We start from the raw sequence: 23,511 nt of genomic DNA, 5'->3' as shown, positions 1-23,511 counted from the left end.
TCCCGCTAGAATCGGCGCATGACAGTGAACAACGTCAAACCCGTCGCCCCGAAGGCCGCTCCGCGCGATCGCGGCCCACGCCGCTTCGTCACCTTCACCTACCTGGTCATTGCTAGCGTGATCGTCTACGCACTCCTCACCGGCGCTGATGGCTTTATCGCCTCGGTGAATAAGTTCCTCACCGCCACGCCGGCACCATCGGCTTCGCCGAGCGCCTCACCGTCGACCAGCGCCACGCCGTAACGACGGGCCGGCGCGCGTGAGCCACATCTTCGTCTCACCCCACCCCGACGACGCGGCTCTTTCGTGCGGCGGGCTGATCGCCAACCTGCGCGAACTCGGACAGAACGTGATCATCCTCAGCGTCTACTCCGGCCACGGCAGCCTCGATCGCCTCACCTCGTATCAGCGACAGGCGCTCGGCTTTGGTGGCAAGGCGATCTGGCCCGCGTCACAGGCGTTTGATAGCGGCTCCATTGCTGCTGATCACAACGTACCTGGCGAAACAGCTGAAGCACTTGCCCCATGGCAGGCCGAACCGGCACGACTAAAGCAGACACAGCGCGAGGCCGACGATAGCGCCAAAGAGTTCTGGCAGCGCGCCTCGTGGTATCGCCGCGCCGACATCAGCGCCACGTCACTTCCAGGCGGACGTACGCGCGACACCAGCAACGGGCAGGGCGTGATCGATGCGGGTGCCGTTGCAGTTGCCGCCGCCGCCGGCGAGGCAATGGCGCAGCGACGCCAGGAGGACGAGCGCTACGCACTCTTCGCCGAAGCCGCCGTCGTCTTCCTTGATCTTCCCGACGCCGTCTTCCGCGGCTACGAAGGCGATGAGCAGCTGCTCGGCACCGTGCGCGACAACGACGCTGCGCCGACTGATCTGCTGCGCAGGGAGATTGCGCGGCTAGAGCCGCAGCGCGTCTACTTCCCGCTCGGCATCGGCTCGCACGTTGATCACCAGCTCTGCCGTCGCGTTGGCGCCGCGCTGCTCGGTGATGCGCAGGCATGGACGATGCCTGGCATTGACTGGAGCGACAAGGTCACATTCTACGAAGACTTCCCGTACGCCTACTGGCAGCAGTTTGATCCGTCGGCTGGGCTACCAGCGAACTACTCCGCTGGTCTCCCCGCCAACATTGGCCTAACGCCTGAGATCGCCGACGTTACCGATATGCTCGAGCAGAAGATCCAGGGGATTGCGCAGTACGAGTCACAGATGCCGCACCTCTTCGGCTCCGTTGAGAAGATGGCCGACGCGGTACGAACGCAGGGTGCAACGGTTGCGCTGCAGAGCGGCCGCAGTGGTGCGGTTGAGCGCTACTGGAGCGCGGTGCGCAGCTAGCGCGAACGGTTTCGCTTCCGCCCGGCAAACCACTCAATTGCTACAGCCACCACGGCCCCGACGGCAAAGGTGATGCCGCCTGTCGGCACAGAGATGAAAAGGATCCACATCGCTGCGCCGTAGCCGCGCTCATCAAACGGATTGCTCGACGGGTTGGCGACATAGTTCACTAGGATTACTGCGAGTGGAGAGAGTGCGATCACGCCAGCAACGGTGCTCAGCACGAGCCAATACCTTGGGGTGATAATTGGCGTCTGCGCCTTCGACTTTGTGCTCATTGCGACCCTCCGTTCACGCCAGTGCGATCTGGTACGTCACTGACTGTACCACCCACAGCAAGCAGATAGATCGCCTCGATGTCACGCAACATGTCGTCAACACAGAATTTTGCGTGGACCAACTCATGTCCGGCGTGTGCAAGTTTCTTGGCGAGTGCTTGATCGCCGAAGAGGAGTGCGATCGCGGACGCAAGTGCGGATGGATCGTGTGAGGGGACGAGGATGCCATTTTCGCCCGAGTGGATCATCTCGGGGATGCCGCCAACGTTGCTGGCGATCACTGGGCGATTGGCGGCGAGCGCCTCGACGATCGCGAGCCCTTGTGCCTCGCGATAGCTCGGCATGACCACCACATCGGAGGCGGCAAGGACCTGCGGCACATCTTCGCGGCGCCCTAGGAAGTGCACGCTGGCACAGCAGACTTCGGCGCGCAGGTGTGCAGCGGCGAGCCCCTCGAGGCGATCACGTTCGGAGCCTTCGCCAACGACGAGAAGGTGTGCCGTTGTGTAGTGATGGTGCACCACGGGCCAAGCCTCAATGAGCGTTGGATGCCCCTTCTCGGGCTCAAGGCGCCCCACCACCACGGCGAGGGGGGCGTCGGCAGGGATGCCGAACTCCGCACGAATCGCCTCTCCACCGGTCGCCTCATCGAAGCGCTCCAGGTCGACGCCGTTATAGATGCGGCTGATCGCCGTGGTGTCGCGCCCCTCCGCCACCAACTTGTGGACGATGGCGTCGCTCACCGCAATCAGGCGGTTGATCTTGGGGGTGATGCGCTCCAGCAACTCGCGGTCGTCGGGGGAGCGGAAGCGGCTCGAGTGCACGGTCGAGACCATGTAGGGGCGGTGCCCCGTGCGCCGCTCCACCAGGTCGAGCGCCGCGACTCCCACCACCTCGGCGCGATACATGTGGGCATGGAGCACCTGGGCGTTGAGCGTGATCAGCCGGTCAGCAAGGAGCTCCGCCGACCGTTCGTCGCTTGGCTCTTCGATCACCTCGGTCGCGTACCCGAGTCGCTGCAGACGCGCCATGGTGCTGCCGTGGGAGAGCGAGATCACGTGCGTCTCGTGTCGTGACAGATCGAGGCGCAGCACCGTGCTCACCACGCTCTCTTGTGCGCCGCCATTGGTGCCAGTTGCGAGCAGCTGCACCACGCGCAGTCGTGTGCCGTCAGGGAGCGGCCCCTTAGGCGCTCGCCCGCCGCCATGCGCACCAGCTTGTGGCTTACTCATGCGGCCGGCACCGTGATCATCAGCACATCAACGTTCGCGGCGCCAACCTCGTACTTGTAGTTCTCGTTGCCGCGCAAGAAATCAAAGGTCACTTTCCGTTCATTGATCGCCATTTGCAACCCATGTGCAAAGAGCAAGATTCCTGGCGAGAGCGCACGGGCGGCAAGTTCACCGCCAGCATTCCAATAGCGCAGACCTGTTGCGTCACGCAAGAAGAGCCCAGCTGCAAACGCACCGAACTCTGAATTTCGCGCAACGGCGATCGTAATCAAGTCTTCTGGTGCACGTGCGAAGAGTTCGCGCATAAACGCTTCGTCGCGCGCACCCTTCTCGTCTTCGGTGAAGAGTCCGTGGTGGCCCCATCGTGCGCGATGGAGTTTGATGAACTCTGCGAGGTCGTCGGCTGGGTGTGCTTTTACACTAATCGTTACGCCAGCACCCTCACCACGTCGCACCTTGCGGCGAATCTCGTGACGATCCTTCTTGTCGATGCGCTCAAGGTGTTCATCAATTGTGGTGATGTTTTTGAGGTCAATTGCCGGTGCGGGATCTTCGACGGTCACTGTTGCAGTCCTTGTTCGGTTCGTTGCGAATGTGCTCATCAGCAGTTCGTGGGCGCGATCGGCACGGCGCAAGCGTCGAAGGTCGAGTGCGGCTGTATCCGTGAAGAGATGTGCGACAAGCGCATCTGTCGCGGCGGTTGCGCTCTCTGTGTTCTCTAGGTCAATCAGCACCGTGGCGTAATCGATGTGATACGTCGCGCCAAGGTATCGCACGCCATCTGGCCGAAGCATGAGCGGAAGATAGGCGTAGAGTTTGCCAGCGGCGTCGTAGACGGCGAGTGAAATGTCGGTGGCCTCGGCGCCGTAGCCGATCCACCACGCCTCGTGAACGGCACGGTTACTGAAGGCGCTTGCGGTTGGGTTTGTTGCCAGAAGTCGCTCCCACTCGCTAGTCGGTAGTTCGGCGAGCGGCAGGGTTTGTACGGTCCAGGCGATCGTGGTGGGGGTCATGTGTCTATCGTACCGCCCGATACGCAGGGGGTACGTGCGACGCACGATCCTGCGTGGAATGCAGATCACCGAGCGTGCCCGCGACGCACTGGCCGAGTTACAGCGCGCCGCCGCACCAGTGTTGGCGCTCCTCGCCCCGCAACGCTGCGGCGCCTGCGGCGTTGAAGGGGCCCTCCTCTGCTCTGAGTGTTGCAGCGAGCTTGGTCTCGCAGGTGCTGGTCGCGTTGAACGCGGCCCCGCGCCACCCGGCTGCGCCGCTGGCGCATGGATCGGTCCGTACGAGGGCGGCCTCGGCGAGATGGTGCGCACACTCAAGTTCCACGACCTCCCGGCTCTTGCCGAGCCGCTTGGCCTCGCCCTACAGGGTGCGATCGGTGCCGTGCAGCGCGAGCTCGGTGGTGACGCCACGCTCGTACCTATTCCAACGGACCCGGCACGCCTCCGGGATCGCGGCTTCGATCACGCCGCGCTAATTGCCGCCGCTGCGGCGCGCACGCTTCCATGTGCGATCGCGCCACTGCTTGAGCGCACCCGGGCGGTACCCGCACTCCATACGCTCAGCCGCGCTGAACGGCGGCGGGTCATGGACCGCGTCTTCGCAGTACGCGTGGGCGTTTCGCTGCCTCGTAGCGTGATTCTGGTCGACGATATTTGGACGAGTGGTGCCACCTTTGAGGCGGCGGCGGCGACCCTGCGAGCCGCTGGGTGCAATGCCATCGGCGTGGTCGCCGTGGCCCGAGAGGCGCTGGTGAACGGTGCGTAAGGCGACGAGCGGCCTCTGGCGCGGCGTGGCAATCTCTCCCCATGGCAGCCAAGCGACCGAAACTCACGAGCAGCGCACCAGCCGCAGCGGCTGGGCGGCTCGATCGCATGCTTGGCGCCCACCTCGCCGCAGGGCCTGGCCTCGTCAAGGCGGCCGATCGCGCCGCAGCGGTTGGGGCGATGGGGCTACAAATCTTCACGGGGAACCCAACGGGCTGGGCGCGCCGCGCCGAACTCCCCAAGGAGCTGCCCGCCTTCCGCGCCCGCATGAAGGAGCACGGCTTCGGGCCGCTCGCCGTGCACGCCGCCTATTTGGCGAACCTCGCCGGACCGAACCCTCTCTTCCGTGAGAAGACGGTGGAGCTGCTCCGCCACGAACTTCGCGTGGCGCCTGAGTACGGCGCCTCGTTCGTCAACGTCCATATCGGCTCACACATGGGAACGGGCATTGAGGCGGGTGTCGCCCGCGTCGCCGAAGCGGTGGAGCGCATCCTGGACGGCGTGCCACTCGCCGACGACTCGGCACTCTTGGTGCTCGAGAACAGTGCCGGTGGCGGAAATGGGATCGGCGAGAGCCTCGACGAGTTGATCGACATCCACGAGTCAATGGCCGCCCGCGGCATCGATATGTCGCGCGTTGCCTACTGCCTCGACTCCGCACACCTCTGGGGTGCTGGCGTTGAGATGAAGGGCGACGATGAGGTCGACCGACTTGTGGAGCAGTTCGACAAGAAGATTGGCCTCGAGAAGCTCGTGATGATCCACTACAACGACAGCAAGGCGGCACACGGCTCAAAGCTCGATCGGCACCAACACATTGGTGGCGGTGAGGTTGGTACGCGCGGTCTCGCAGCGCTCATTCGCCATCCGCGCCTCGCGCACGTGAACTACTACCTCGAGACCCCTGGCATGGAGGCGGGTTGGGACAAGCTCAACATTGAGCGCAGCCTGCAGCTCTCCGAAGGAACGCTCAAGTTGAAACCACTCCCTGCAGAGGAGCCGAGGGTCAAGAAGGTAAAGAAGGTTCCAGCGAAACCTACTGCCGCCGCGAAGCCCGCCGCAAAGAAGCCGGCGGTAAAGAAGACTGCTGTGAAGAAGCGCTAGCGCAGCGACCCAGCGCCGCGTCGATATGGCGAGAGGGCGAAGAGCGCACCGCCACCAACGACTAAGCTGCCCACCCCCACCAGGCGATCGAGCAGTGCAAGGGCAATCGCCGACTCGGGCGTGAAACCAAAGAGCGCGACAAGAATGCCAACCATCCCCGCCTCAACGATGCCGATGCCTGCCGGCGTAAATGGCACCACGGTGAGCACCGCCGAGACGAGCGCCACAAAGATGGTGCTCGCAATGCCGATCTGACCGGCCGCTGGATTCACCACGAAGAGCCCGAGCGCCATAGCGACCGCGGCGAGTCGCAGCGATTCCCCAATCCAAATAGCCAGCGAGAACGGCAGGGCGGTGCGAACCACTCTGCCGCCACTCCCTGCTCGCAGCGACGCCGCGGCGTTGGTAAAGCCGTTCTTGATCGCATCGGGGATCGGCAGCGCGTAGATGAGTGCGGCTGCAAGGCCGCGTGCTACGAGCAGAAACAGCGTTGTCGCAGCAGCGACACCGAGGGCGATCGCGGTGAGCGCAAGCGCGGTTGGCGGCAACTTCCCGCCGAATGCCACAAAGGTCGACGCCGCGCCAAGCAGTGCAACGGTGGCAAGGTCAACAAGTCGCTCCGCAATCACCGTGCCGACAGCATTACCAAACGACGTTGCGCCGTTGTGCTTCAGCAGCCAGCCGCGATAGACGTCGCCCATCTTTGCTGGCAAGACACAGTTCACCCAGAATGAGAGGGTCAGGATCTCTGTTGCAGCGCGCCGCGAAATTTGCAGGCCAGATGCGGAGAGGATCATGCGCCAGCGCAACCCACGTAGTGGAAAGGTGCTCCAGCTCGCTGCGAGCGCAACGAGAAGCCACGCAGGGTTGGCGCGGTTGAGTGTTGCGGCGACCTCTGCAAGATTGAACGATGTCGCCGCGCGGACCACGCCTGCCACGAGAATGACCGTCAGGAGGAGAGCAAAGATGGTGGAGCGTCGCGTCAGTCGGGCGAGCAGCATCTGATCGCCTAGCGTTCGCCGAAGGTCACGCCTGGGCTGACACGTCGATTTCCGCGCGTGGCATTGACCAGCTTTGCGATAGGCGTGAAGAGTCGCGCAAGGAGTGCGCCACGGCCGGCAATTCGGGTGAGGTCGCCGTGCAGCGCCGAATGAAATCCTGCAGCGGTGCTGAGGTCACCGGTCATGATCGTGGCGGCACCACCGATCTCGAGCAGCGTGTGCGCATCACTTGCAGCTACCGAAGGAATACCGCGGGATACGGCGAGTTCGGAGGCACGCTGATTGCCACCGGGCGCCACCAGTCGGGCGTTCCAGCCTTCGATCCAGTCGACCTCGCTTAGTAGTGAGAGGGCCGCCTCATCGCGCAGCAGCGAGCCACGCCAGCCGTCAAACGGGTGCGGGATTCCCACGAGCCCACCCTGGTCGCGAATGGCGGCGATCGCCTCGCTGGCGGGGAGTCCAGCGGCAATGGGGCGCTCGAGGAAGATGGCGATCAGGTCTCCCTGGGCGGTGCGCACCTCAGCGCCCACGATGACCGTGAGCCCAGGAGTGGCGGCGTCGCGGGCACGCAGGGCGCCGTCGATGCGGTCGTGGTCGGTGATGGCGAGGTGGGTGATCCCCCGCGCAGCCGCCGTGCGGGTAACGGCGACCGGGTCGCTCAGGGAGTCGAAGCTTGCGCTGGTGTGGCAGTGCAGGTCAACGACGGCGCGGGCCGCCATAGGGTTAGGCCTCGCTGGTCATGGACTTCGCGAACTGGTCGAAGTGTTCGAGCGCAATGCCCGTCCCCTTCGCAACGCAGGTCAGCGGGTCCGGAGCGATGTGCGCAGCAACGCCGGTAACGGTCGTCACCAGGCGGTCAATGTTGCGGAGCAGCGCACCGCCGCCAGAGATCACGATCCCCTTATCAATGATGTCGGCGCTCAGCTCTGGCGGTGTCTGCTCCAACACGGCGCGAATAGCGTCAGTAAGGTTTCGCAGCGCCACCTCGAGCGCCTCGGTGATTTCGGTCGAGGTGATCTTCACTTCGCGTGGCAGGCCTGCGATCATGTCGCGACCCTTCACGCTCATCGTCAACTCCTCTTCGAGTGGGAGGGCACTGCCGATCTCGATCTTCACCTGCTCGGCGGTGCGATCGCCGATCATGAGGTTGTACTTGCGGCGAATGTAGAGCGCGATCGCTTCGTCGAAGCGGTTACCGCCAACACGGTTTGACTTGCTCACCACAATCTCGGAGAGTGAGATCACGGCGATCTCGGCGGTGCCGCCGCCAATGTTGACGATCATGTTCCCCGACGGACCGCTGATCGGCAGCTCTGCACCGATTGCTGCCGCCATCGGCTCTTCGATGAGGAACGCCTTCCCTGCACCGGCCTGACGCGCAGCGTCGAGCACGTAGCGCTTCTCCACCGACGTTGAGCCGGCTGGAACGCTCACGAGAACGTCAGGTCGGCCGAACGAGAATCGTCCGGCGGTGCCCTTCTTGATGAAGTAGCGGAGCATCGCCTCAGTTACGACGTAGTCAGCGATCACGCCATCGCGCAGCGGTCGAATTGCCGTGATGGAGCCAGGGGTACGCCCGAGCATCTCCTTCGCCTCGTTGCCAACGGCCACGATCTGATCGCGATCGTTAATGGCAACAACGCTCGGCTCGCGAACGGTAATACCGCTCCCCTGTACGAAGACGAGAATGTTTGCGGTTCCTAGATCGATGCCAATCTTCATCCCACCACTCCCTCTTCGCTAACGTGGGTGAGCTCCGCGCCGAGGCCTCGGAACTTCTCCTCAATGTTCGCATAGCCGCGTCGTACATGGTGTGCGCCGTGAATGCGGCTCGCCCCTGGTGCGGCCAGAGCGGCGAGCATCAGTGTGGCACCTGCGCGTAGATCTGGAATCTCCGCCTCAGCGGCGCGGAACGTGGTTGGGCCCGTGACGCGCGCGGTGCGCGGATCAGCGATCTCCACCTGCGCACCAAAGCCGCGAAGTCCAACGAGCCACTCAAGTCGGTCTTCAAAGATTGTCTCTTCAATGGTGCTCGTACCAGCGGCGCGCGTCAGCATCAGCCCCGCAGATGGCTGCAAGTCGGTGGCGAGCCCAGGGAACGGCTGCGTGCGAATGTTGGTGGGCTTGTATGCGCCACCGGCAGGGAGCCCGGTGACACGCAAGCTTTTGCGCGTTGCATCAACCGGATCGGCCTCAATCGCATGGTCAACACCGAGTTCGCCGAGCAGATCAATAAAGGCCTTCATGTGTGTTGGCTCAACGCCATCAACGTTGATCGTGCCGCCCACAACCGCGGCGGCGGCGGCGAATGTTCCCGCCTCAATGCGGTCAGGCATGATGTGATGGCTCGCGCCGTGCAGCCCGTCAACACCCTGAATCTCAATGCGGTCGGGCTTGGTTCGTGCGACCTGCGCGCCCATCGCGTTGAGTAACGTGATCAAATCGTCGACTTCGGGCTCCTGCGCCGCGGGCGTTATGACGGTGGTCCCCTTTGCAAGGACGGCGGCGAGGATCGCATTCTCGGTGCCCATCACGGTGATCTGCGGAAAGGCGATGGTTGCCCCCTTAAGGCGACCGTTGCTCTTCGCAAAGTAGTAGCCGTCGCGATAGTCGATCTCAGCGCCGAGGGCGCGCATGGCGTCAACGTGCAGATTCACGGGGCGACGGCCGATGCGATCGCCACCCGGGTTGCTAATGATCACGCGGCCAAAGCGCGCCAAGAGCGGGCCCAGGAGCATGAAGCTGGCGCGCATCTTGGCGGCGGCTTCGAGCGGCACAAAGAGCCATTCGGCGTTCGCCGCCTGCAGGCTCATCGTCTCGGGGGTTGGTCGCTCGATGGTCACACCGATGTCGCGCAGGGTGTCGGCGAGCACATCGATGTCGAGGATTCCCGGGATGTTCTCCAGGTTCACGCGCTCGCCGGTCAGCACCGCAGCGGCCATCACCTTCAGGGCGGCGTTCTTGGCGCCGCTCACTCGCACGCGGCCAGCGAGGGGCCGTCCGCCTTGAATGCGGAACTCCTCCTTCGCCAGGGGGATCGGACGGTACTCCCACGAGAACGGCTTTACGGCGGTCATGGGCGGATTCTCGCCGTTTGCAGCAGAAGCGTCCAACAGGGGCTCACTTTCTTCGGCCACCCGCACAGGCGGCGCGGCGGGCTAACGCTTGCGGCGGCGCTCGGCGACGCGAAGGTGCAGGAGCGCTCGGCTCAGCGAGGCACGGGCGGTTGCGAGTGAGGCGGGATCCTGTGTGCCGGCACCGGAGATCGCCGCTTCGGCGGCGGCCTTCGCCTTCTCAATGACGGCGGTGTCGAGCTCCCCCGACAGGTCGGCTGACTCGGCGAGTACCACCACGCGATCGGGTCGCACCTGCACGAAGCCACCAATGATGGCGATGTACTCAATGGAGCCGTCGAGTGCGGTGATGCGCCCCTCACCTGTGCCAAGAACGGTCACATATGGCTCGTGCTTCGGCAGGATGCCGACCTCACCATCGATCGTTGGTAAGACCAACGCGGAGGCCTCGCCCTTCCAGGCGAGGCGCTCCGGCGTCACGATCTCCAACGTAAATGGCATATCGGTACGAACCCTTACTTGTTGAGCGCGATGGCGTTCGCCCGAACGTCATCGAGAGTTCCTGCAAGGAAGAACGCCTGCTCTGGCAGGTCGTCGGCCTTCCCTTCGAGGATCTCGCGGAACGAGGCGATCGTGTCGGCGATCTTTACGAACTTGCCGGGACGGCCGGTGAATACCTCGGCCACGAAGAACGGCTGGCTCATGAAGCGCTGCAACTTGCGGGCACGGTTCACCAACAGCCTGTCGTCAGGCGAAAGTTCGTCCTGGCCAAGGATGGCGATGATGTCCTGCAGGTCGCGGTAGCGCTGCAGCACTCGCTGCACCTCTCGCGCCGTCTCATAGTGGTTCACACCAACCACGAGCGGATCGAGCACGCGCGACGTTGACGTCAACGGATCCACCGCTGGGTAGATACCGAGCTCGGTGATCGATCGCTCAAGGCGAATCGTCGAGTCAAGGTGTCCGAAGGTGGTTGCTGGCGCTGGGTCGGTGTAGTCGTCTGCTGGCACGTACACGGCCTGCAGCGAGGTAATCGAACCCTTCTTCGTCGACGTAATGCGCTCCTGGAGCGCCGCCATCTCCGTTGCCAAGTTCGGCTGATAGCCCACGGCGCTTGGCATGCGGCCGAGCAACGCGGAAACCTCAGAGCCCGCCTGGGTGAAGCGGAAGATGTTGTCGATGAAGAGCAGCACGTCGCGCCCTTCCGCATCGCGGAAGTACTCGGCCATCGTTAGGCCCGAGAGTGCGACGCGCAGTCGTGCTCCAGGTGGCTCGTTCATCTGGCCGAACACCATCACGGTCTTGTCGATAACGCCCGAGTCGCGCATTTCGCCGATCAGGTCGTTCCCTTCGCGTGAACGCTCACCGACGCCCGCAAACACGGAGTAGCCGGAGTGCTCTTGCGCAACGTTGCGAATCAGCTCCTGGATCACGACGGTCTTGCCGACGCCGGCGCCGCCGAAGATGCCGATCTTTCCGCCCTTCTTGAACGGGCAGACAAGGTCGATCACCTTGATGCCGGTCTCGAAGAGTTCGGTCTCGGTGGTGAGATCTTCGTACGCTGGTGCGGAGCGGTGGATTGGCAGGTACTGATCGACCTTCACGTCGCCAGCCTGGTCGATCGGCTCGCCGAGCACGTTGAAGACGCGGCCGAGCGTTCCGGCGCCAACTGGCACCGAGATCGGTGCGCCAAGGTCGGTCGCCTTTGCGCCGCGGGCGAGCCCGTCGGTTGTGGTCATGGCAACGGTGCGCACGCGATTGTTGCCGAGGTGCTGCTGCACCTCCACAACGAGCGAACCATCGGTTCGATCGATGCGTACGGCGTTGTAAATCGCTGGCAGCTCGCGTGCGGCGAACTCAATGTCAACGACCGGCCCCGTAATCGAAACTACGGTTCCTACGGCTCCTGCCTTTGCTGCGGTTGCGTTCGCCATCACTCCTCCTGCCTTTCTATGTTCAGTTCGCGCTTGCGCCTGAAGCAATTTCGATCATTTCGCGCGTAATGTTCGACTGTCGCACCTTGTTGTACGTGAGCGTGAGATCGCTAATGAGGTCGCCTGCGTTCTCGGTTGCGTTCTTCATTGCGACCATGCGGCTCGACTGCTCGCACGCCGTGGTCTCAAGCACGCCCTGGAAGATGCGTGTCGCAACGTAGCGGGGCAGCAGCGCCTCAAGGACCGCCGCTGGGTCGGGCTCAAAGAGGAACTGGTTCCCGGGGATGCCGGCGGTGTCGGCCGACGCCTTGATTGGAAGCAACTGCACCGCCTCTTGGCGCTGCGTCAGCGTCGAGATGAATGCTGGGTGAATCAGGGTGACGCCCGCCGAGCGACCCGAGAGGAAGTCGCCAACCAGGAGGCTGACGAGGGCGGTGACGTCGCCGAAGGTCGGCTTGTCGCCGTACCCCGGGAAGGCGGCGCTGATCTCGTAGCCGCCGCGGGCGAGGGCATCTCGCCCCTTCTTGCCAATCGTGATGACCTTGCTCCCTGCGCCGGCCGTCTCGAGCTCCTTCAGGGCGAAGCGAATCAGGTTGCTGTTCAGGGCGCCGGCGAGGCCACGGTCGGTCGTGAAGAGCACGATCGTGCGTGGTGCGCCGCTCTCTGGGGCTCGCAGGAGCGGGTGCCCCTCCTCGCCCAGCACTGAGGCGAGGTCGGCGATGACCTCGTCGATCGAGTGCCCATACGGGCGGCTCGCCAGCGTGGCGTCTTGGGCACGCTTGAGCTTTGAGGCGGCAACGAACTGCATGGCGCGGGTGATCTGGCGAATATTCTTCACCGATCCGATTCGTCGTCGAATCTCGCGCTGACTTGGCATGCTCTCCTCGCCGCTCGCCCCTCGCCGTTAGGCGAGGAACCCCTTTCGGAATGCGTCGACGGCCTCATCAAGACCCTTCGCCGTATCGTCAGAGATCGCGTTCTCCTTGGCGATGCTCGTCAAGATCGCTGCGCGCTCGCGCTCAAGGAAGGTGCCGAAGCCCGTCTCAAACTCACCAACGCGCGGCGTTGGTACGTCGTCAAGCTTCCCCTTCGATGCCACGTACAGAATCGCAACCTGTCGCTCCATCGAGACCGGCTGGTACTGCGGCTGGCGCATGATCGACGAGAGCTTCTCGCCGCGCGTCAGCTGGTCGCGAGTCGACTTGTCCAGGTCGCCCGAGAACTGTGCGAAGGCCGCAAGCTCGCGGTACTGCGCAAGGTCGAGCTTCAACGGACCGGCAACCTTCTTCATCGCCTTTGTCTGCGCGGCGGAACCCACGCGCGATACGGAGATACCAACGTTCACCGCTGGTCGCTGACCGGCGTTGAAGAGGTCGGTCTCCAAGAAGATCTGGCCGTCGGTGATCGAGATGACGTTCGTCGGAATGTAGGCCGACACGTCACCCGCCTGCGTCTCAATGATCGGCAGCGCCGTCAGTGAGCCACCGCCGAGATCGTCAGAGAGGCGCGCTGCGCGCTCCAGCAAGCGGCTGTGCAGATAGAAGACGTCGCCTGGATAGGCTTCGCGTCCTGGTGGTCGGCGCAAGAGGAGCGCCATCTCGCGATAGGCAACCGCGTGCTTTGAAAGGTCGTCGTACACGCAGAGCGCATCGCGCACGAGCACGCCATCGATCGTGACGCCGTTCTCCATGATCTCTTCGCCAATCGCGCAACCGGCGAATGGTGCGAGGTACTGGAGCGGTGCTGGGTCTTCAGCGCCTGCAACCACCACCACGGTGTGCGCCATGGCGCCCTGCTTCTCGAGCTGCGCAACAACGGTGCGCACGGTCGAGAGCTTCTGGCCGATCGCAACGTAGATGCAGATGAGGCCCTTCCCCTTCTGGTTGATGATCGTGTCGACAGCAACGGCGGTCTTGCCGGTCTGGCGGTCGCCAATGATCAACTCGCGCTGACCGCGGCCGATTGGAATCAGTGCGTCAACGGCCTTGATGCCGGTCTGCACTGGCGTCGTTACCGACTTACGACTAATAACGCCCGGAGCGATGCGCTCAACTGGGCGCGACTTCTTCGCGTTGATTGGGCCCTTGCCGTCGAGCGGTCGACCGAGTGGGTCAACAACACGTCCGATCAGCTCGGGGCCGACTGGCACCTCAACAACCCTGCCGGTCGTCTTAACCGTGTCGCCTTCCTTAATGGACTTCGCGTCGCCAAGGAGCACGGCGCCGACCGTCTCTTCACCAAGGTTCAAGGCCATGCCGGCTACGCCGTTTGGGAACTCCAGAAGTTCAGACGAGAGCGCGCCTGAAAGTCCGTAGACCTGTGCAATGCCATCGCCCACCTCAACAACGGTACCGACGGTGCGCGACTCGGCGCTCCCATCGAACCCTTCAATCTGGGCCTTCAGAATGCTGATGATCTCGTCGGACTTAATTGCCATGATCTTCTCGCTCCTCGCTGCTCTACGCGCTCTGCCGGTTCAGCCGGCGACCGAGAGGATCCGCTCGCGCATTCGCGAGAGCCGCCCCTTAACGCTGCCATCAACAAGTCGATCGCCAACACGGAGCGTTGCTCCGCCGACGAGGCTTGCATCTACTTCGTACGACATCTGAACTGCGTGGCCCGCCATCGTGGCCGCCTCGGTTTCGAATCGCGTGCGCTCCGCGGGGCTCGCCTCAAGGGCGGTGACCACGCGTGCAATGGTGATGCCGTTGCGCGCATTCAGCGCGTCGCGCGTCGCCTCGGCGATTGCCGGGATTGACGCAAGGGTGCGTCGTCGCGCCAACATGCCGACCAACGTGTGAATGTGTGGGCTCACCGTGCCGCCCGCCGCCTTCTCGAGCGCCGCCACACGGCCAGCTGCTGGCGTGCGTGGGTCGTCGAGGATCTGGCGTGCGCCTGGTGCCGCAATCACCGCCGCGAGGTGGTCGAGCTCGTCTGCCTGCGATGCCGCCGACGACGCGTCCTTGGCCAGGCCAAGGAGTGCCGCTGCGTAACGTCGTGCAGAGCCGAGCGGTCGATCCACGATCAGTTCCCCTTCTTGGACTGCTCGTCCAAGAACTCGCCCACGAGGGCGCGCTGGCGATCGCCGTCCATTGAGGAGCCGACCACCTTCGTGGCGGCACCAATAGCGAGATCGGCGACCTCACTGCGGATTGCGGCCAGGGCGCTGACGCGCGCCGCGTCAATCTCCTTGGTGGCGTCGGCTCGCATGCGATCCAACTCCGACTTCAGTGTGGCAACCTGCTCATCGCGAATCTGTGCCGCAGCCTTATCGGCGTTTGCACGGATCTCGTTCGACTCGCGTCGAGCGTCGGCGAGCGCAACGCCCGCCGCCTCTTCAGCGCGACTCTTGGCGATCGTGGCCTCAGCCGCTTCGCGAAGCCCGCGCTCAATGCGCTCACGTCGCTCGTCGAGCATCTTCGTGATCGGGCCGAGCGCAGCTGCACGCAGCACAATAATGAAGAAGCCAAAGTTCGCCGCTGAGACAAGGATCCAGAAGAGGTTGAAGCTCAGCCCGGCGCCTTCGGCTTCGCCAGCGGCGGCCTCAGCAAACGGGATGGCGCCAAGTGCCCCCTGGATCAGGTCGATTGCCTGCATCGTTGGTCAGTCGCCTTACAGAACGAGTGAAAGGATGCCGAGCACGATCGCGAGAACGCCGAGGCCTTCTGCGAATGCGGCACCGATGATGAAGACGCCGCGGATTGCACCTGCTGCCTCTGGGTTGCGACCGATTGCGCTAGCGGCTGCCGCAGTGGCAATGCCTACGCCGAGGGCCGGCCCAATTACGCCGAGGGCTGCGATGCCCGCCTGAAGCTTGTCCATGATTCGTACCTCCTACTGTGTCGCCGCCCGGGCTCGTGCCGTGCGTCCGACGCTCCGTTTCTGCCTGCGGCTAGTGTGCCGCAACTCGCGATTCGGCTCCCGCCGTCGCGCCATCCCCGGCCGCTGCCGGGCTGTGCTCATCGTGCCCCTCCTCGTGATGCCCCTCCATGGCCAGCATGGTGAAGACGAGGACAAGGACGCTGAAGATGATCCCCTGCATGAGGCCCACGAAGAGCTCGAGGCCATACAGGGCAACTGGAATGAAGGCAAGGGTGATCGTGGTCATTACGGTAAGGGCGAGCTCGCCACCGTAGATGTTGCCGAAGAGTCGCATCGCCAAGGTGATCGGCTTCACGATTTCAAGGAAGAACTCCAACACGCCGACGAAGAGGCCGATGGGACCAGTTTTGAGGGTGAAGAACTTTCCAAGGTAGCCACCGATGCCGAGCGCGCGAACGCCCTGGTAGTGGAAGTAGACGAAGGCGACGAGTGCCAAGCCCACGGTGACATTCACGTCGCTCGTTGGCGCGCGGAACTCATACACTCGACCAACGCCTGGAATCAAGCCTGACCAGTTCGAGACAACAATGAAGAGGAAGCAGGCGAGGAAGAAGGTGATGAAGCGCTTCGCACCTGGGCCGCCGATCCCCATCGCGAATGAGGTGAGGCCCTCGATGGCAAACTCCAACACGTTCTGCGCGCCGCTCGGAATCTCCTTGAGTCGTCGTGCTGCAATCGTCAGCGGAATAATCACGACCGCCATCACGACCCAGCTCATGATGATCGAGCCGGTAATGGATGGGTAGAAGTCAAAGAGCGACGCGGCATGGTTTGGATCGCCGCCGAGATCAATCACCGTGTGGGGAACAATCGGTTCCAGCGACCGCTTGATGACGTCGCCAGGGAAGTTGTTCAGTCCGACGCCGCCAAACATGACAATCGCGAATGCGTCAAGAAGGATTACGCCGACCGCGGCAAGAAGAAGGGTGCGCTTCGTTGAGCTCTTCTTCGCCGGAGCGACGCTCATTCAACCCTCCCTTTCAATCGTGCGGCATCGCGTTCGCGCGCCTCACGTTCTCGTTTCACTGCCTTCGCTGCAACATCAAATGCATCAAGGCGGCGCAACGTTCGCTGCACCAGCCGTGCTGCGGCCACCGCGCCAGCGACGAAGCCTCCGACAAATCCAAGGAGCAGGAAGATCGGTCCGCTGTTGAGCTGACCGTCGATCCAGTGTCCGAGGAGTGCTCCACCGAGATTCGCGATGAGGAGGCTGATACCGATCTGCGAGAAGAGGGCTAGATACGCACCCTTGCCGATGTCGGACGTCAGGCCAACAGCCTTTTCGGGAATCTGCGGCGATTCTAGCGGAGGGTCGGCAAACTCGCGTTCGCTTTTTGGGGCTGGGGTGGGGTTGCTCATGCGCGCCGCTCCGCTCGTCGCGAGAGCCAGACGATCGCCCCGCCGAGTACGACAAGGAGCCCAGCGAAGGCGTACAGGGCGGCACTTGCGGTCAGCACAACCGCCCCAACCGAGAGGAGGAGGGTGACGCCGTAGAGGGCGAGGACGGCCCCGCGGTGGCTGAGCCCCGCGTCGATCAGGCGCTGGTGGATGTGGGTCTTGTCGGCACTATATGGAGATCGGCCCGCCAGGAGCCGCCCCACGATGACGAAGAAGGCATCAATGATGGGCACCCCCAGGATGAGCAGCGCGGCGACAACCTTGGCGGTGCCGAGGAGGGAGAGGACCGCGAGGGCGTAGGCGACCGCCAGGATCCCGCTCGTCCCCATATAGATGGAGGCGGGGTAGAAGTTGTGTCGCAGAAAGCCGGCGAGAGCCCCCGCCAAGGCGAAGCAGAGGGCAGCAAGGAGGGGGGTCGCTGGGAGGGCGATCACCCCCAGGGTGACCGCAGCGATCAGGGCGATCCCACCCGAAAGACCATCAAGCCCATCGATGAAGTTCATGGCGTTCTGCATGCCGAGGACCCAGAAAAGGGTGAGGGCGAGCCCAATGGCGTCGGGGATCAATAGGTCACCCACGCCGAATGGATTCGACAGGATTGCGATCCGCACGCCGAACGCGATCGGTACCGACGCAATCACCAGCTGCCCGCTGAGCTGCCAGCGTGCGCGCAAATCGAAGCGATCGTCGGCAAGGCCGATGACGCCAGCGAGCAGGGCGCCGAGCAGCAGCGCGGCGATTCCGGAGATTGGAAGTGGAGTGCCAACAGTAAGGCCGAGTGGTGCCGCAAGGATCGTCACCGCCGCACCAACCAAGAAGAGGGAGAGAGCAACGGCGAAGCCGCCAGCGCGTGGCATCAGGGTTGTGTTGATGCGCCGCTCGTTTGGCGCATCGGCAATGTTTAGAGAGAGGGCAACCTGTCGCGCAACCCTCGTGCCAACCAGTGCGACAAGTGCAGCGAGCAGTGCGATCGCGAAATAGAGCGGAGCGTTTTCCATTAGCTCTCGCGTGCCGCTAGCTCCGCAGCATCGTTACCGGGCACTGGGAATTTCTGTGCCAGCCTCACCACTTCACCGCGGATCTGCTCAAGCTTGGTCGCATCCTCGCGCGCCGCGATCGCCTCAACAGACCACTGTGCGATCTGTTCCATCTCTGCAAGTCCCATGCCACGCGTGGTTGCAGCCGGCGTACCGTAGCGAACGCCGCTCGTCACCATCGGCGAGCGCGTCTCACCTGGAATGCTGTTCTTGTTGATCGTCACGCCTACCGCTTCCAACGCAGCCGTAGCCTCCTTGCCCGTCACGCCAAGCGGCGTCACGTCGCACAAGATCAGGTGGATGTCAGTACCGCCGGTGATCACACCGAATCCGCGTGCGGCGAGCGCTGCGGACAGCGCCTTCGCGTTGTCGAGTGTGCGCTGCATATACGCACGGAATTCAGGCTGCAACGCCAACTTATAGGCGACCGCCTTTGCGGCGATCACGTGCATGAGCGGCCCGCCCTGATTCCCTGGGAAAACTGCCCTGTCGATTGCAGCCGCTTCGTCTGCTCGCGCAAAGATCATGCCGCCGCGCGGTCCGCGCAGCGTCTTGTGCGTGGTGGTGGTGACGTAATCCGCATGCGGGAATGGGCTCGGGTGCAGACCTGCCGCAACGACTCCTGAGATGTGCGCCATGTCAACCATGAGCTTTGCGCCCGCTGCATGTGCAATCGCCGCAAACTTTTCAAAATCAAGGACACGCGGGTATGCCGATGCGCCAGCGATGACGACCTTCGGCTTCGCCTCATCAACGGCGCGCTGTACCGCATCCCAATCAACAAGCCCATCATCGGCTCGAACGCCGTAGAAGGTTGGCTTGAACCACTTCCCTGAAATGTTGACCGATGCACCGTGGGAGAGGTGTCCGCCCTGGTCGAGGCTCATGGCAACGAATGAGTCGCCCGGTGACATCGATGCGGTGAATGTTGCAATGTTGGCAGAGGCACCAGAGTGCGGCTGCACGTTGACATGCTCGCTGCCAACAAAGAGTTCCAGCGCGCGACTGCGCGCAAGGTTCTCCGCCTCGTCGACAAATTCACAACCGGCGTAGTAGCGCTTCCCCGGAAGGCCCTCGGCATACTTGTTGGTAAGGATGGAGCCCTGCGCTTCGCGCACTGCGGCGTAGGTGTAGTTCTCGGAGGCGATCAGCTCAATGTGGTCGCGCTGACGCACCGCCTCTTTCACAAAGATGGCGTCGAGCTCAGGGTCAACCTTGCGAAGGCTCAGGTTCATCAACGGATCGTGTTCAGCGTTGCTCATGGTTCCCTCCCTCTCCTCTGTTCCACTACGGGTGCGTGACCCCTATTCTCCCGCTGATCCGAGGATCAGGCGTTCAATCATGCGCGCTGCGCCGTCCTCTTCGCAGCGGGGTGCCTCATATTGCGCCACGGCCCGCACCGGGCCGGGTGCCCCAGCCATCGCCACCCCGTGCCCAGCGACGTCGAGCATCTCTAGGTCGTTGTACTGATCGCCGATGGCCATCACCTGGCCAAGGGGGATTTTGAGGCGTCGGGCGAGCCAGCGGAGGGCGGTTCCCTTATTGACCCCGGGGGCGGTGAACTCCAGGTATTCGGGGTGGCTGATGGTCACATCGAGCTCTCCGGCAAAGGTGGCCCGAGCGCGATTCAGTATCCCGTCGACGTGCCCTTCGGGGGCGTGGGCGACCACCTTGGAGAGGTACAGCTTGCGCTCGGTGAGGTAGCCAATAAGGTCTGGCACCGTGCCGAGGCGTTTCAGGGCATTCCCCTTAAGCCAAGCCTCGTACTGGCGCACATGGGGATCTCGAACATCAAAGCGCAGGTCATCGCGAATCACGGCGTGGCCCCAGAGGTTGTTCTCACGGCACCATTCGACCGCCTTGGCCCCGAGGTGGGCGGGGAATGGGAAGTGCCGGATCATGCGCCCTGAACCAGCCTCGCCCTTCGCCGGAATCTCGCGCGCGATCGCCCCCTGCATGCCGATCAGCGGACCGTCGAGACCAATCTGATGCGCGTACTCAATGATCGACGGCACATTGCGCCCCGACGAGATGGTGGCGATCACCCCCTTTGCGCGCGCCGCGCGAATCGCATCGATGGTGCGCTCGGCAATCACGCCGTCGTGTGGCAGCAGCGTGCCATCGAGATCCATAACGAGGAGTCGGATTGGGAACGCAGGTTTCACCGCCATGACGCCTTACCCGCTCCGACGAATTTCGGCCATGCGGTCGCGACCCGAGAGGTCGCCACGAATCGCCACGCGCCAACCGATGCCGAGGCCATCGGCGAGTCGCGCAACGTCGTCACCCTGACCGTCACCGAATTCAAGGAGCGCAGCGCCACCTGGGCGCAGCAGGCGCGGCACCTCGGCGATAAGTCGGCGAATGAGCTCTAGCCCATCGCCACCGCCATCGAGTGCGAGGCGCGGCTCTGCGGCAATGCTGAGGCGCGCCAGGTCGCGTGGCGCAAGGTCGCGAATGCTGGCGGCGGCCTTCGCCGCATCAACATCCGCGGTTGGCACATACGGCAGGTTCGCGATCAGGAGATCGAGATGCGCTGGATCGCCCGGCGCGCGCGCGGCGAGGAGTGGCTCGGCGAGATCGCCCTGCATGAAGGTGATGCGCGACGCAACGCCACAACGCAACGCATTCGCGCGCGCCACCATCAACGCATCACCAGAGATGTCGGTGGCAATGAGGCGAAGGGGCACCGGTGACTCGTCGGCGAGCGCCACGGCGAGTGCGCCGCTCCCTGTGCCGATCTCGGCGGCGTTGAGTGGATGTGGCGCACGACCGAGCGCGCGGTCGGCGGCAACGCGGTCGGTGAGGAAGGCGAGTGCCGTCTCAATGATCAGTTCGCTCTCTGGTCGCGGGTCCAGCACGTCTGGTGTGACGAGCAGCTCTAGCCTGCGGAATCCACGACGCCCAGTGAGGTGACTGATCGGTCGACCTGTCGCGCGTTCCTGCACAAGCGCGGCGAGCGCAGCTAGCGCGTCGCCGGCAAGTAGCGCGCTGCGCGCGATGCGCAACGCATCGGCGAGTTGTGGATGTCGATCGTTCAGCGGCTCCGGCTCTGGGAGTTCGATGAGCATCGGTAGCGGGAGTGGGAACCCTGCAGCAACGGCGGTGCGCAGCGTGGTGACTCGAGTACCGAGCACCGCTGCGAGCAGCGTCTCGGCGTCAAGACGCGGTGTTGGGCTTCCCGCCGCCTCAAGCTGCAGCGTTGCGTCTCGCAGCAGTGCGGGGCCATCAGCTTCACGCTCTACGACCGGTCGACTGGCGACCTGCTCTTCGCTCATCATTCCGCCAGTCGTGCCGCCTGCTCAGCGGCGGCGAGTGCTTCATGGAATGGGGCGAGGTCGCCACCGAGAATGCCGGGCACATCAAACTTGTCGAAGCCGATGCGGTGATCGGTGACCCGATTCTGTGGCCCGTTATACGTACGAATCTTCTCGCTACGATCACCACTGCCGATCAGCGCCTTACGCGCCTTGGAGTCGGCGGCGCGCTTGCGCTCCTCTTCCGCGGCGATGATGCGGCTACGCAGAATCGCCATCCCCTTCTCTTTGTTGCGCAGTTGGCTGCGCTCGTCCTGCATCTCAACCACGATGCCGCTTGGAATGTGCGTGATGCGCACCGCAGAGTCGGTGGTGTTCACCCCTTGTCCGCCGTTCCCCGATGCGCGCTTCACGTCGATGCGAATATCGTTTTCAGGAATTACCAAGTCAACAGCGGTCACGACTGGAAGCACCACGACCGTGGCGGTGCTGGTGTGAATACGTCCGGCCGACTCCGTTGCGGGAACGCGTTGAATGCGATGCACGCCTGACTCCCACTTGAAGGCGGCCCATGCGCCATCGCCAGAGACCTCCATCACCCCTTCGCGAATCCCGCCAACGCCTGTTTCGCTGATGGCGTCGACCTCGCTCTTCCACCCCTGGCGTTCGGCGTAGCGTAGGTAGGCGCGGAAGAGCTCACCGGCGAAAATGCCGGCCTCGTCACCGCCAGCGCCAGGACGCACTTCGATCAGTAGGTCTCGGCCGTCGTTCGGATCAGGCTCAAGGAGCAGGCCTGGAAGGCTCTCAAGGATGTCGCGTTCGATCGCCTCAGCCTCGGCGCGGTCGGTGGCGGCGAGCTCACGCATCTCCGCGTCGGCCCCTGGATCCGCCTCAAGGGAGCGTGAATCGGTCACGCGCAGGCGTGCAGCGGTGAGGGCCTCGCCCGCCTCAGCGAGCGGTGCGGTGCGCGACAACTCGCGCCCAATGCGCGCAAGGGCGGTGTGATCGGCGAGCACCTCAGGGAGCGTCAGCTGCGCCTCAAGCTCAGCACGCGCCTTAAGCGCCGCTGCGAGTCGTGCGTTGAGCTGTGCAACGTCAGCCATCAGCGCACCGTAAGCGGCTGCAGCGCGCGGGAAGTTGGTCGCTCGGAACCGCTCGGCACCACGCCACCCTCCGCTTCAATCGCCGCTGTCAGTGCAACGATCGCAATGTCGTGCATGCCGTCATCAGGTTTTCGCGTGGTGATGCGCTGTACGGCAATCCCTGGGGCCGCCAGTGTCCGCGCGATCACGTTTGTTCGATAGCGACCTAGGAGGCGCAGAATTTCATATGCGAGTCCAGCCACCAGTGGAATGCCAGCAATTCGGCTGATCACCGTTGGGATCGGATCGAGTCGACCAACCAGCGAGAAGCTGACGATGCTCACCAGAATGACGACAACAAGGAACTCGGTGCCGCAGCGTGGGTGCGCTGTTGGCCAGCGCGAGAGCGCTTCGCGCGTGAGCGGCTCACCGTTTTCAAGCGCGTGGATCGCGCGATGCTCTGCGCCGTGATAGCGATAGGTGCGATCAACATCACTGCTACGTCCAACCGCTGCGAGGTATCCGAGTAAGATTCCCACCTGCAAGAGTCCATCAATCGCGCGTTCCACGAGCAGCTCTGTGAGGCCAAGTGCGTGCACGATGGCTGACGCGGCAATTGCAGGAAGCACATTGAAGATCGCAACCGCAATCAGAAGCGTGACTGCGAGCGTTGCAATCATTGAGCCAGTACCGCCGGTGGATTGCTCCTCATCACCCGCCGAAACGTCGGCGCTGCGCAGAAGCCAGCGGCTGCCAAGTGCAAGTGTCTCCCAGAGAACAACGGCGCCACGCAAAATTGGGATGCGTGTGAGGCGTCGACGAATCGGTCCGGTGGCGATCGGCTCTGACGTCACCGCGATGCCGCCATCAACGGTGCGTAGTGCAACGCCAATGTGTGATGGTCCTCGCATCAGAATGCCATCAATCAGCGCCTGGCCGCCATACGCTGCGCCGCTCGTTGGGCGCGCACTCAGAGATACGACGTGGAGCCCTCGTGCAACATCTGCGAAGCGATCCTGCGCGAATCGCGCAGCGACGCCGAGTCGGCGCCGCATGTGGATCAGCGCGAGCGACCGAGGCGCTTCTGGAAGCGCTCGACCTGACCGGCCGTG

At 63.6% G+C, this 23,511-nt stretch carries 26 protein-coding genes; 4 read left to right on the top strand and 22 right to left on the bottom strand.

All coding sequences use genetic code 11. The features are described 5' to 3' along the window. The first annotated feature begins 18 nt into the window (after positions 1-18). The gene (locus tag AC3LCN_RS03505) at positions 19-243 is read left to right on the top strand and encodes a hypothetical protein (RefSeq protein ID WP_488648701.1); all 225 of its coding nucleotides are present in this window, start codon (positions 19-21) and stop codon (positions 241-243) included. A gap of 16 nt (positions 244-259) precedes the next feature. Next, entirely contained in the window at positions 260-1,345 is a 1,086-nt protein-coding gene (locus tag AC3LCN_RS03500; RefSeq protein WP_488648700.1) for a PIG-L deacetylase family protein, read from the top strand. Here AC3LCN_RS03500 and AC3LCN_RS03495 read toward each other — a convergent pair. From AC3LCN_RS03495 to AC3LCN_RS03485, 3 genes are read right to left on the bottom strand one after another with little or no spacing between them, the layout of a single operon-like run. Next, entirely contained in the window at positions 1,342-1,623 is a 282-nt protein-coding gene (locus AC3LCN_RS03495) for a hypothetical protein (protein WP_488648699.1), read from the bottom strand. The two genes, AC3LCN_RS03500 and AC3LCN_RS03495, sit on opposite strands and share 4 nt — an antisense overlap. Continuing rightward, positions 1,620-2,855 (bottom strand): glycosyltransferase family 4 protein, encoded by a 1,236-nt coding sequence (locus AC3LCN_RS03490; protein ID WP_488648698.1) that lies wholly within the window; start codon positions 2,853-2,855, stop codon positions 1,620-1,622. Before AC3LCN_RS03490 ends, AC3LCN_RS03495 begins: the two co-directional genes overlap by 4 nt. Further along, complete coding sequence (locus AC3LCN_RS03485) at positions 2,852-3,868, bottom strand: GNAT family N-acetyltransferase (protein WP_488648697.1); 1,017 nt, start codon at positions 3,866-3,868, stop codon at positions 2,852-2,854. Before AC3LCN_RS03485 ends, AC3LCN_RS03490 begins: the two co-directional genes overlap by 4 nt. A 58-nt stretch (positions 3,869-3,926) precedes the next feature. Between AC3LCN_RS03485 and AC3LCN_RS03480 the strand changes: the two genes are divergently transcribed. Further along, positions 3,927-4,631 (top strand): ComF family protein, encoded by a 705-nt coding sequence (locus tag AC3LCN_RS03480; RefSeq protein ID WP_488648696.1) that lies wholly within the window; start codon positions 3,927-3,929, stop codon positions 4,629-4,631. 41 nt (positions 4,632-4,672) lie between these two features. Beyond that, positions 4,673-5,734: a deoxyribonuclease IV gene (locus AC3LCN_RS03475; protein WP_488648695.1), complete on the top strand. Its 1,062-nt coding sequence runs from the start codon at positions 4,673-4,675 to the stop codon at positions 5,732-5,734. Here AC3LCN_RS03475 and AC3LCN_RS03470 read toward each other — a convergent pair. The 19 genes from AC3LCN_RS03470 to AC3LCN_RS03380 form a co-directional block, all read right to left on the bottom strand. Continuing rightward, positions 5,731-6,735 (bottom strand): lysylphosphatidylglycerol synthase transmembrane domain-containing protein, encoded by a 1,005-nt coding sequence (locus AC3LCN_RS03470; protein ID WP_488648694.1) that lies wholly within the window; start codon positions 6,733-6,735, stop codon positions 5,731-5,733. The two genes, AC3LCN_RS03475 and AC3LCN_RS03470, sit on opposite strands and share 4 nt — an antisense overlap. A gap of 8 nt (positions 6,736-6,743) precedes the next feature. Beyond that, positions 6,744-7,454 (bottom strand): PHP-associated domain-containing protein, encoded by a 711-nt coding sequence (locus tag AC3LCN_RS03465; protein ID WP_488648693.1) that lies wholly within the window; start codon positions 7,452-7,454, stop codon positions 6,744-6,746. 4 nt (positions 7,455-7,458) lie between these two features. Then, a complete protein-coding gene (gene mreB, locus AC3LCN_RS03460; RefSeq protein ID WP_488648692.1) occupies positions 7,459-8,457 on the bottom strand; it encodes a rod shape-determining protein MreB in 999 nt (332 codons plus the stop codon). Continuing rightward, positions 8,454-9,812: a UDP-N-acetylglucosamine 1-carboxyvinyltransferase gene (gene murA / locus AC3LCN_RS03455; RefSeq protein ID WP_488648691.1), complete on the bottom strand. Its 1,359-nt coding sequence runs from the start codon at positions 9,810-9,812 to the stop codon at positions 8,454-8,456. Before murA ends, mreB begins: the two co-directional genes overlap by 4 nt. 81 nt (positions 9,813-9,893) lie before the next feature. Continuing rightward, positions 9,894-10,310: an ATP synthase F1 subunit epsilon gene (atpC, locus tag AC3LCN_RS03450; RefSeq protein ID WP_488648690.1), complete on the bottom strand. Its 417-nt coding sequence runs from the start codon at positions 10,308-10,310 to the stop codon at positions 9,894-9,896. A 14-nt stretch (positions 10,311-10,324) separates the two neighbouring features. Next, on the bottom strand, positions 10,325-11,743 hold the full coding sequence (gene atpD, locus AC3LCN_RS03445; RefSeq protein ID WP_488648689.1) for a F0F1 ATP synthase subunit beta: 1,419 nt from the start codon (positions 11,741-11,743) through the stop codon (positions 10,325-10,327). A gap of 22 nt (positions 11,744-11,765) precedes the next feature. Further along, positions 11,766-12,620 carry an ATP synthase F1 subunit gamma gene (gene atpG, locus AC3LCN_RS03440; RefSeq protein WP_488648688.1) on the bottom strand — a complete coding sequence of 285 codons (855 nt, stop codon included), beginning with the start codon at positions 12,618-12,620 and terminating at the stop codon, positions 11,766-11,768. A gap of 27 nt (positions 12,621-12,647) precedes the next feature. Continuing rightward, entirely contained in the window at positions 12,648-14,180 is a 1,533-nt protein-coding gene (gene atpA / locus AC3LCN_RS03435; protein WP_488648687.1) for a F0F1 ATP synthase subunit alpha, read from the bottom strand. A gap of 39 nt (positions 14,181-14,219) precedes the next feature. Continuing rightward, the gene (gene atpH, locus AC3LCN_RS03430) at positions 14,220-14,765 is read right to left on the bottom strand and encodes an ATP synthase F1 subunit delta (protein ID WP_488648686.1); all 546 of its coding nucleotides are present in this window, start codon (positions 14,763-14,765) and stop codon (positions 14,220-14,222) included. A 2-nt stretch (positions 14,766-14,767) separates the two neighbouring features. Beyond that, positions 14,768-15,340: a F0F1 ATP synthase subunit B gene (gene atpF, locus AC3LCN_RS03425; protein WP_488648685.1), complete on the bottom strand. Its 573-nt coding sequence runs from the start codon at positions 15,338-15,340 to the stop codon at positions 14,768-14,770. 15 nt (positions 15,341-15,355) lie between these two features. Further along, a complete protein-coding gene (locus tag AC3LCN_RS03420) occupies positions 15,356-15,565 on the bottom strand; it encodes an ATP synthase F0 subunit C (protein WP_445822701.1) in 210 nt (69 codons plus the stop codon). Positions 15,566-15,635: 70 nt separating this feature from the next. Beyond that, positions 15,636-16,592 carry a F0F1 ATP synthase subunit A gene (locus AC3LCN_RS03415; protein WP_488648684.1) on the bottom strand — a complete coding sequence of 319 codons (957 nt, stop codon included), beginning with the start codon at positions 16,590-16,592 and terminating at the stop codon, positions 15,636-15,638. Continuing rightward, the gene (locus AC3LCN_RS03410; protein WP_488648683.1) at positions 16,589-16,984 is read right to left on the bottom strand and encodes an AtpZ/AtpI family protein; all 396 of its coding nucleotides are present in this window, start codon (positions 16,982-16,984) and stop codon (positions 16,589-16,591) included. The genes AC3LCN_RS03415 and AC3LCN_RS03410 overlap by 4 nt, the downstream gene beginning before the upstream one ends. Further along, on the bottom strand, positions 16,981-18,021 hold the full coding sequence (locus AC3LCN_RS03405) for a glycosyltransferase family 4 protein (RefSeq protein ID WP_488648682.1): 1,041 nt from the start codon (positions 18,019-18,021) through the stop codon (positions 16,981-16,983). Before AC3LCN_RS03405 ends, AC3LCN_RS03410 begins: the two co-directional genes overlap by 4 nt. Continuing rightward, complete coding sequence (locus tag AC3LCN_RS03400) at positions 18,021-19,295, bottom strand: serine hydroxymethyltransferase (protein WP_488648715.1); 1,275 nt, start codon at positions 19,293-19,295, stop codon at positions 18,021-18,023. Before AC3LCN_RS03400 ends, AC3LCN_RS03405 begins: the two co-directional genes overlap by 1 nt. A gap of 69 nt (positions 19,296-19,364) precedes the next feature. Beyond that, positions 19,365-20,225, bottom strand: coding sequence for a Cof-type HAD-IIB family hydrolase (locus AC3LCN_RS03395; protein WP_488648681.1), 861 nt, complete (start codon positions 20,223-20,225; stop codon positions 19,365-19,367). 12 nt (positions 20,226-20,237) lie between these two features. Beyond that, a complete protein-coding gene (locus AC3LCN_RS03390) occupies positions 20,238-21,338 on the bottom strand; it encodes a N5-glutamine methyltransferase family protein (RefSeq protein ID WP_488648680.1) in 1,101 nt (366 codons plus the stop codon). Further along, complete coding sequence (gene prfA, locus AC3LCN_RS03385; RefSeq protein ID WP_488648679.1) at positions 21,338-22,420, bottom strand: peptide chain release factor 1; 1,083 nt, start codon at positions 22,418-22,420, stop codon at positions 21,338-21,340. The genes AC3LCN_RS03390 and prfA overlap by 1 nt, the downstream gene beginning before the upstream one ends. Then, positions 22,420-23,511: DUF1385 domain-containing protein (locus AC3LCN_RS03380; protein WP_488648678.1), on the bottom strand; the 1,092-nt coding region annotated here is incomplete at its 5' end. The genes AC3LCN_RS03380 and prfA, both read right to left, overlap by 1 nt.

The sequence above is a fragment of the Candidatus Limnocylindrus sp. genome (genome assembly GCF_040397215.1).
Classification (GTDB): Bacteria; Chloroflexota; Limnocylindria; order Limnocylindrales; family Limnocylindraceae; genus Limnocylindrus.
Note: the sequence above shows the minus strand (reverse complement) of the source record. Positions and strands in the feature narration are given on the sequence as shown.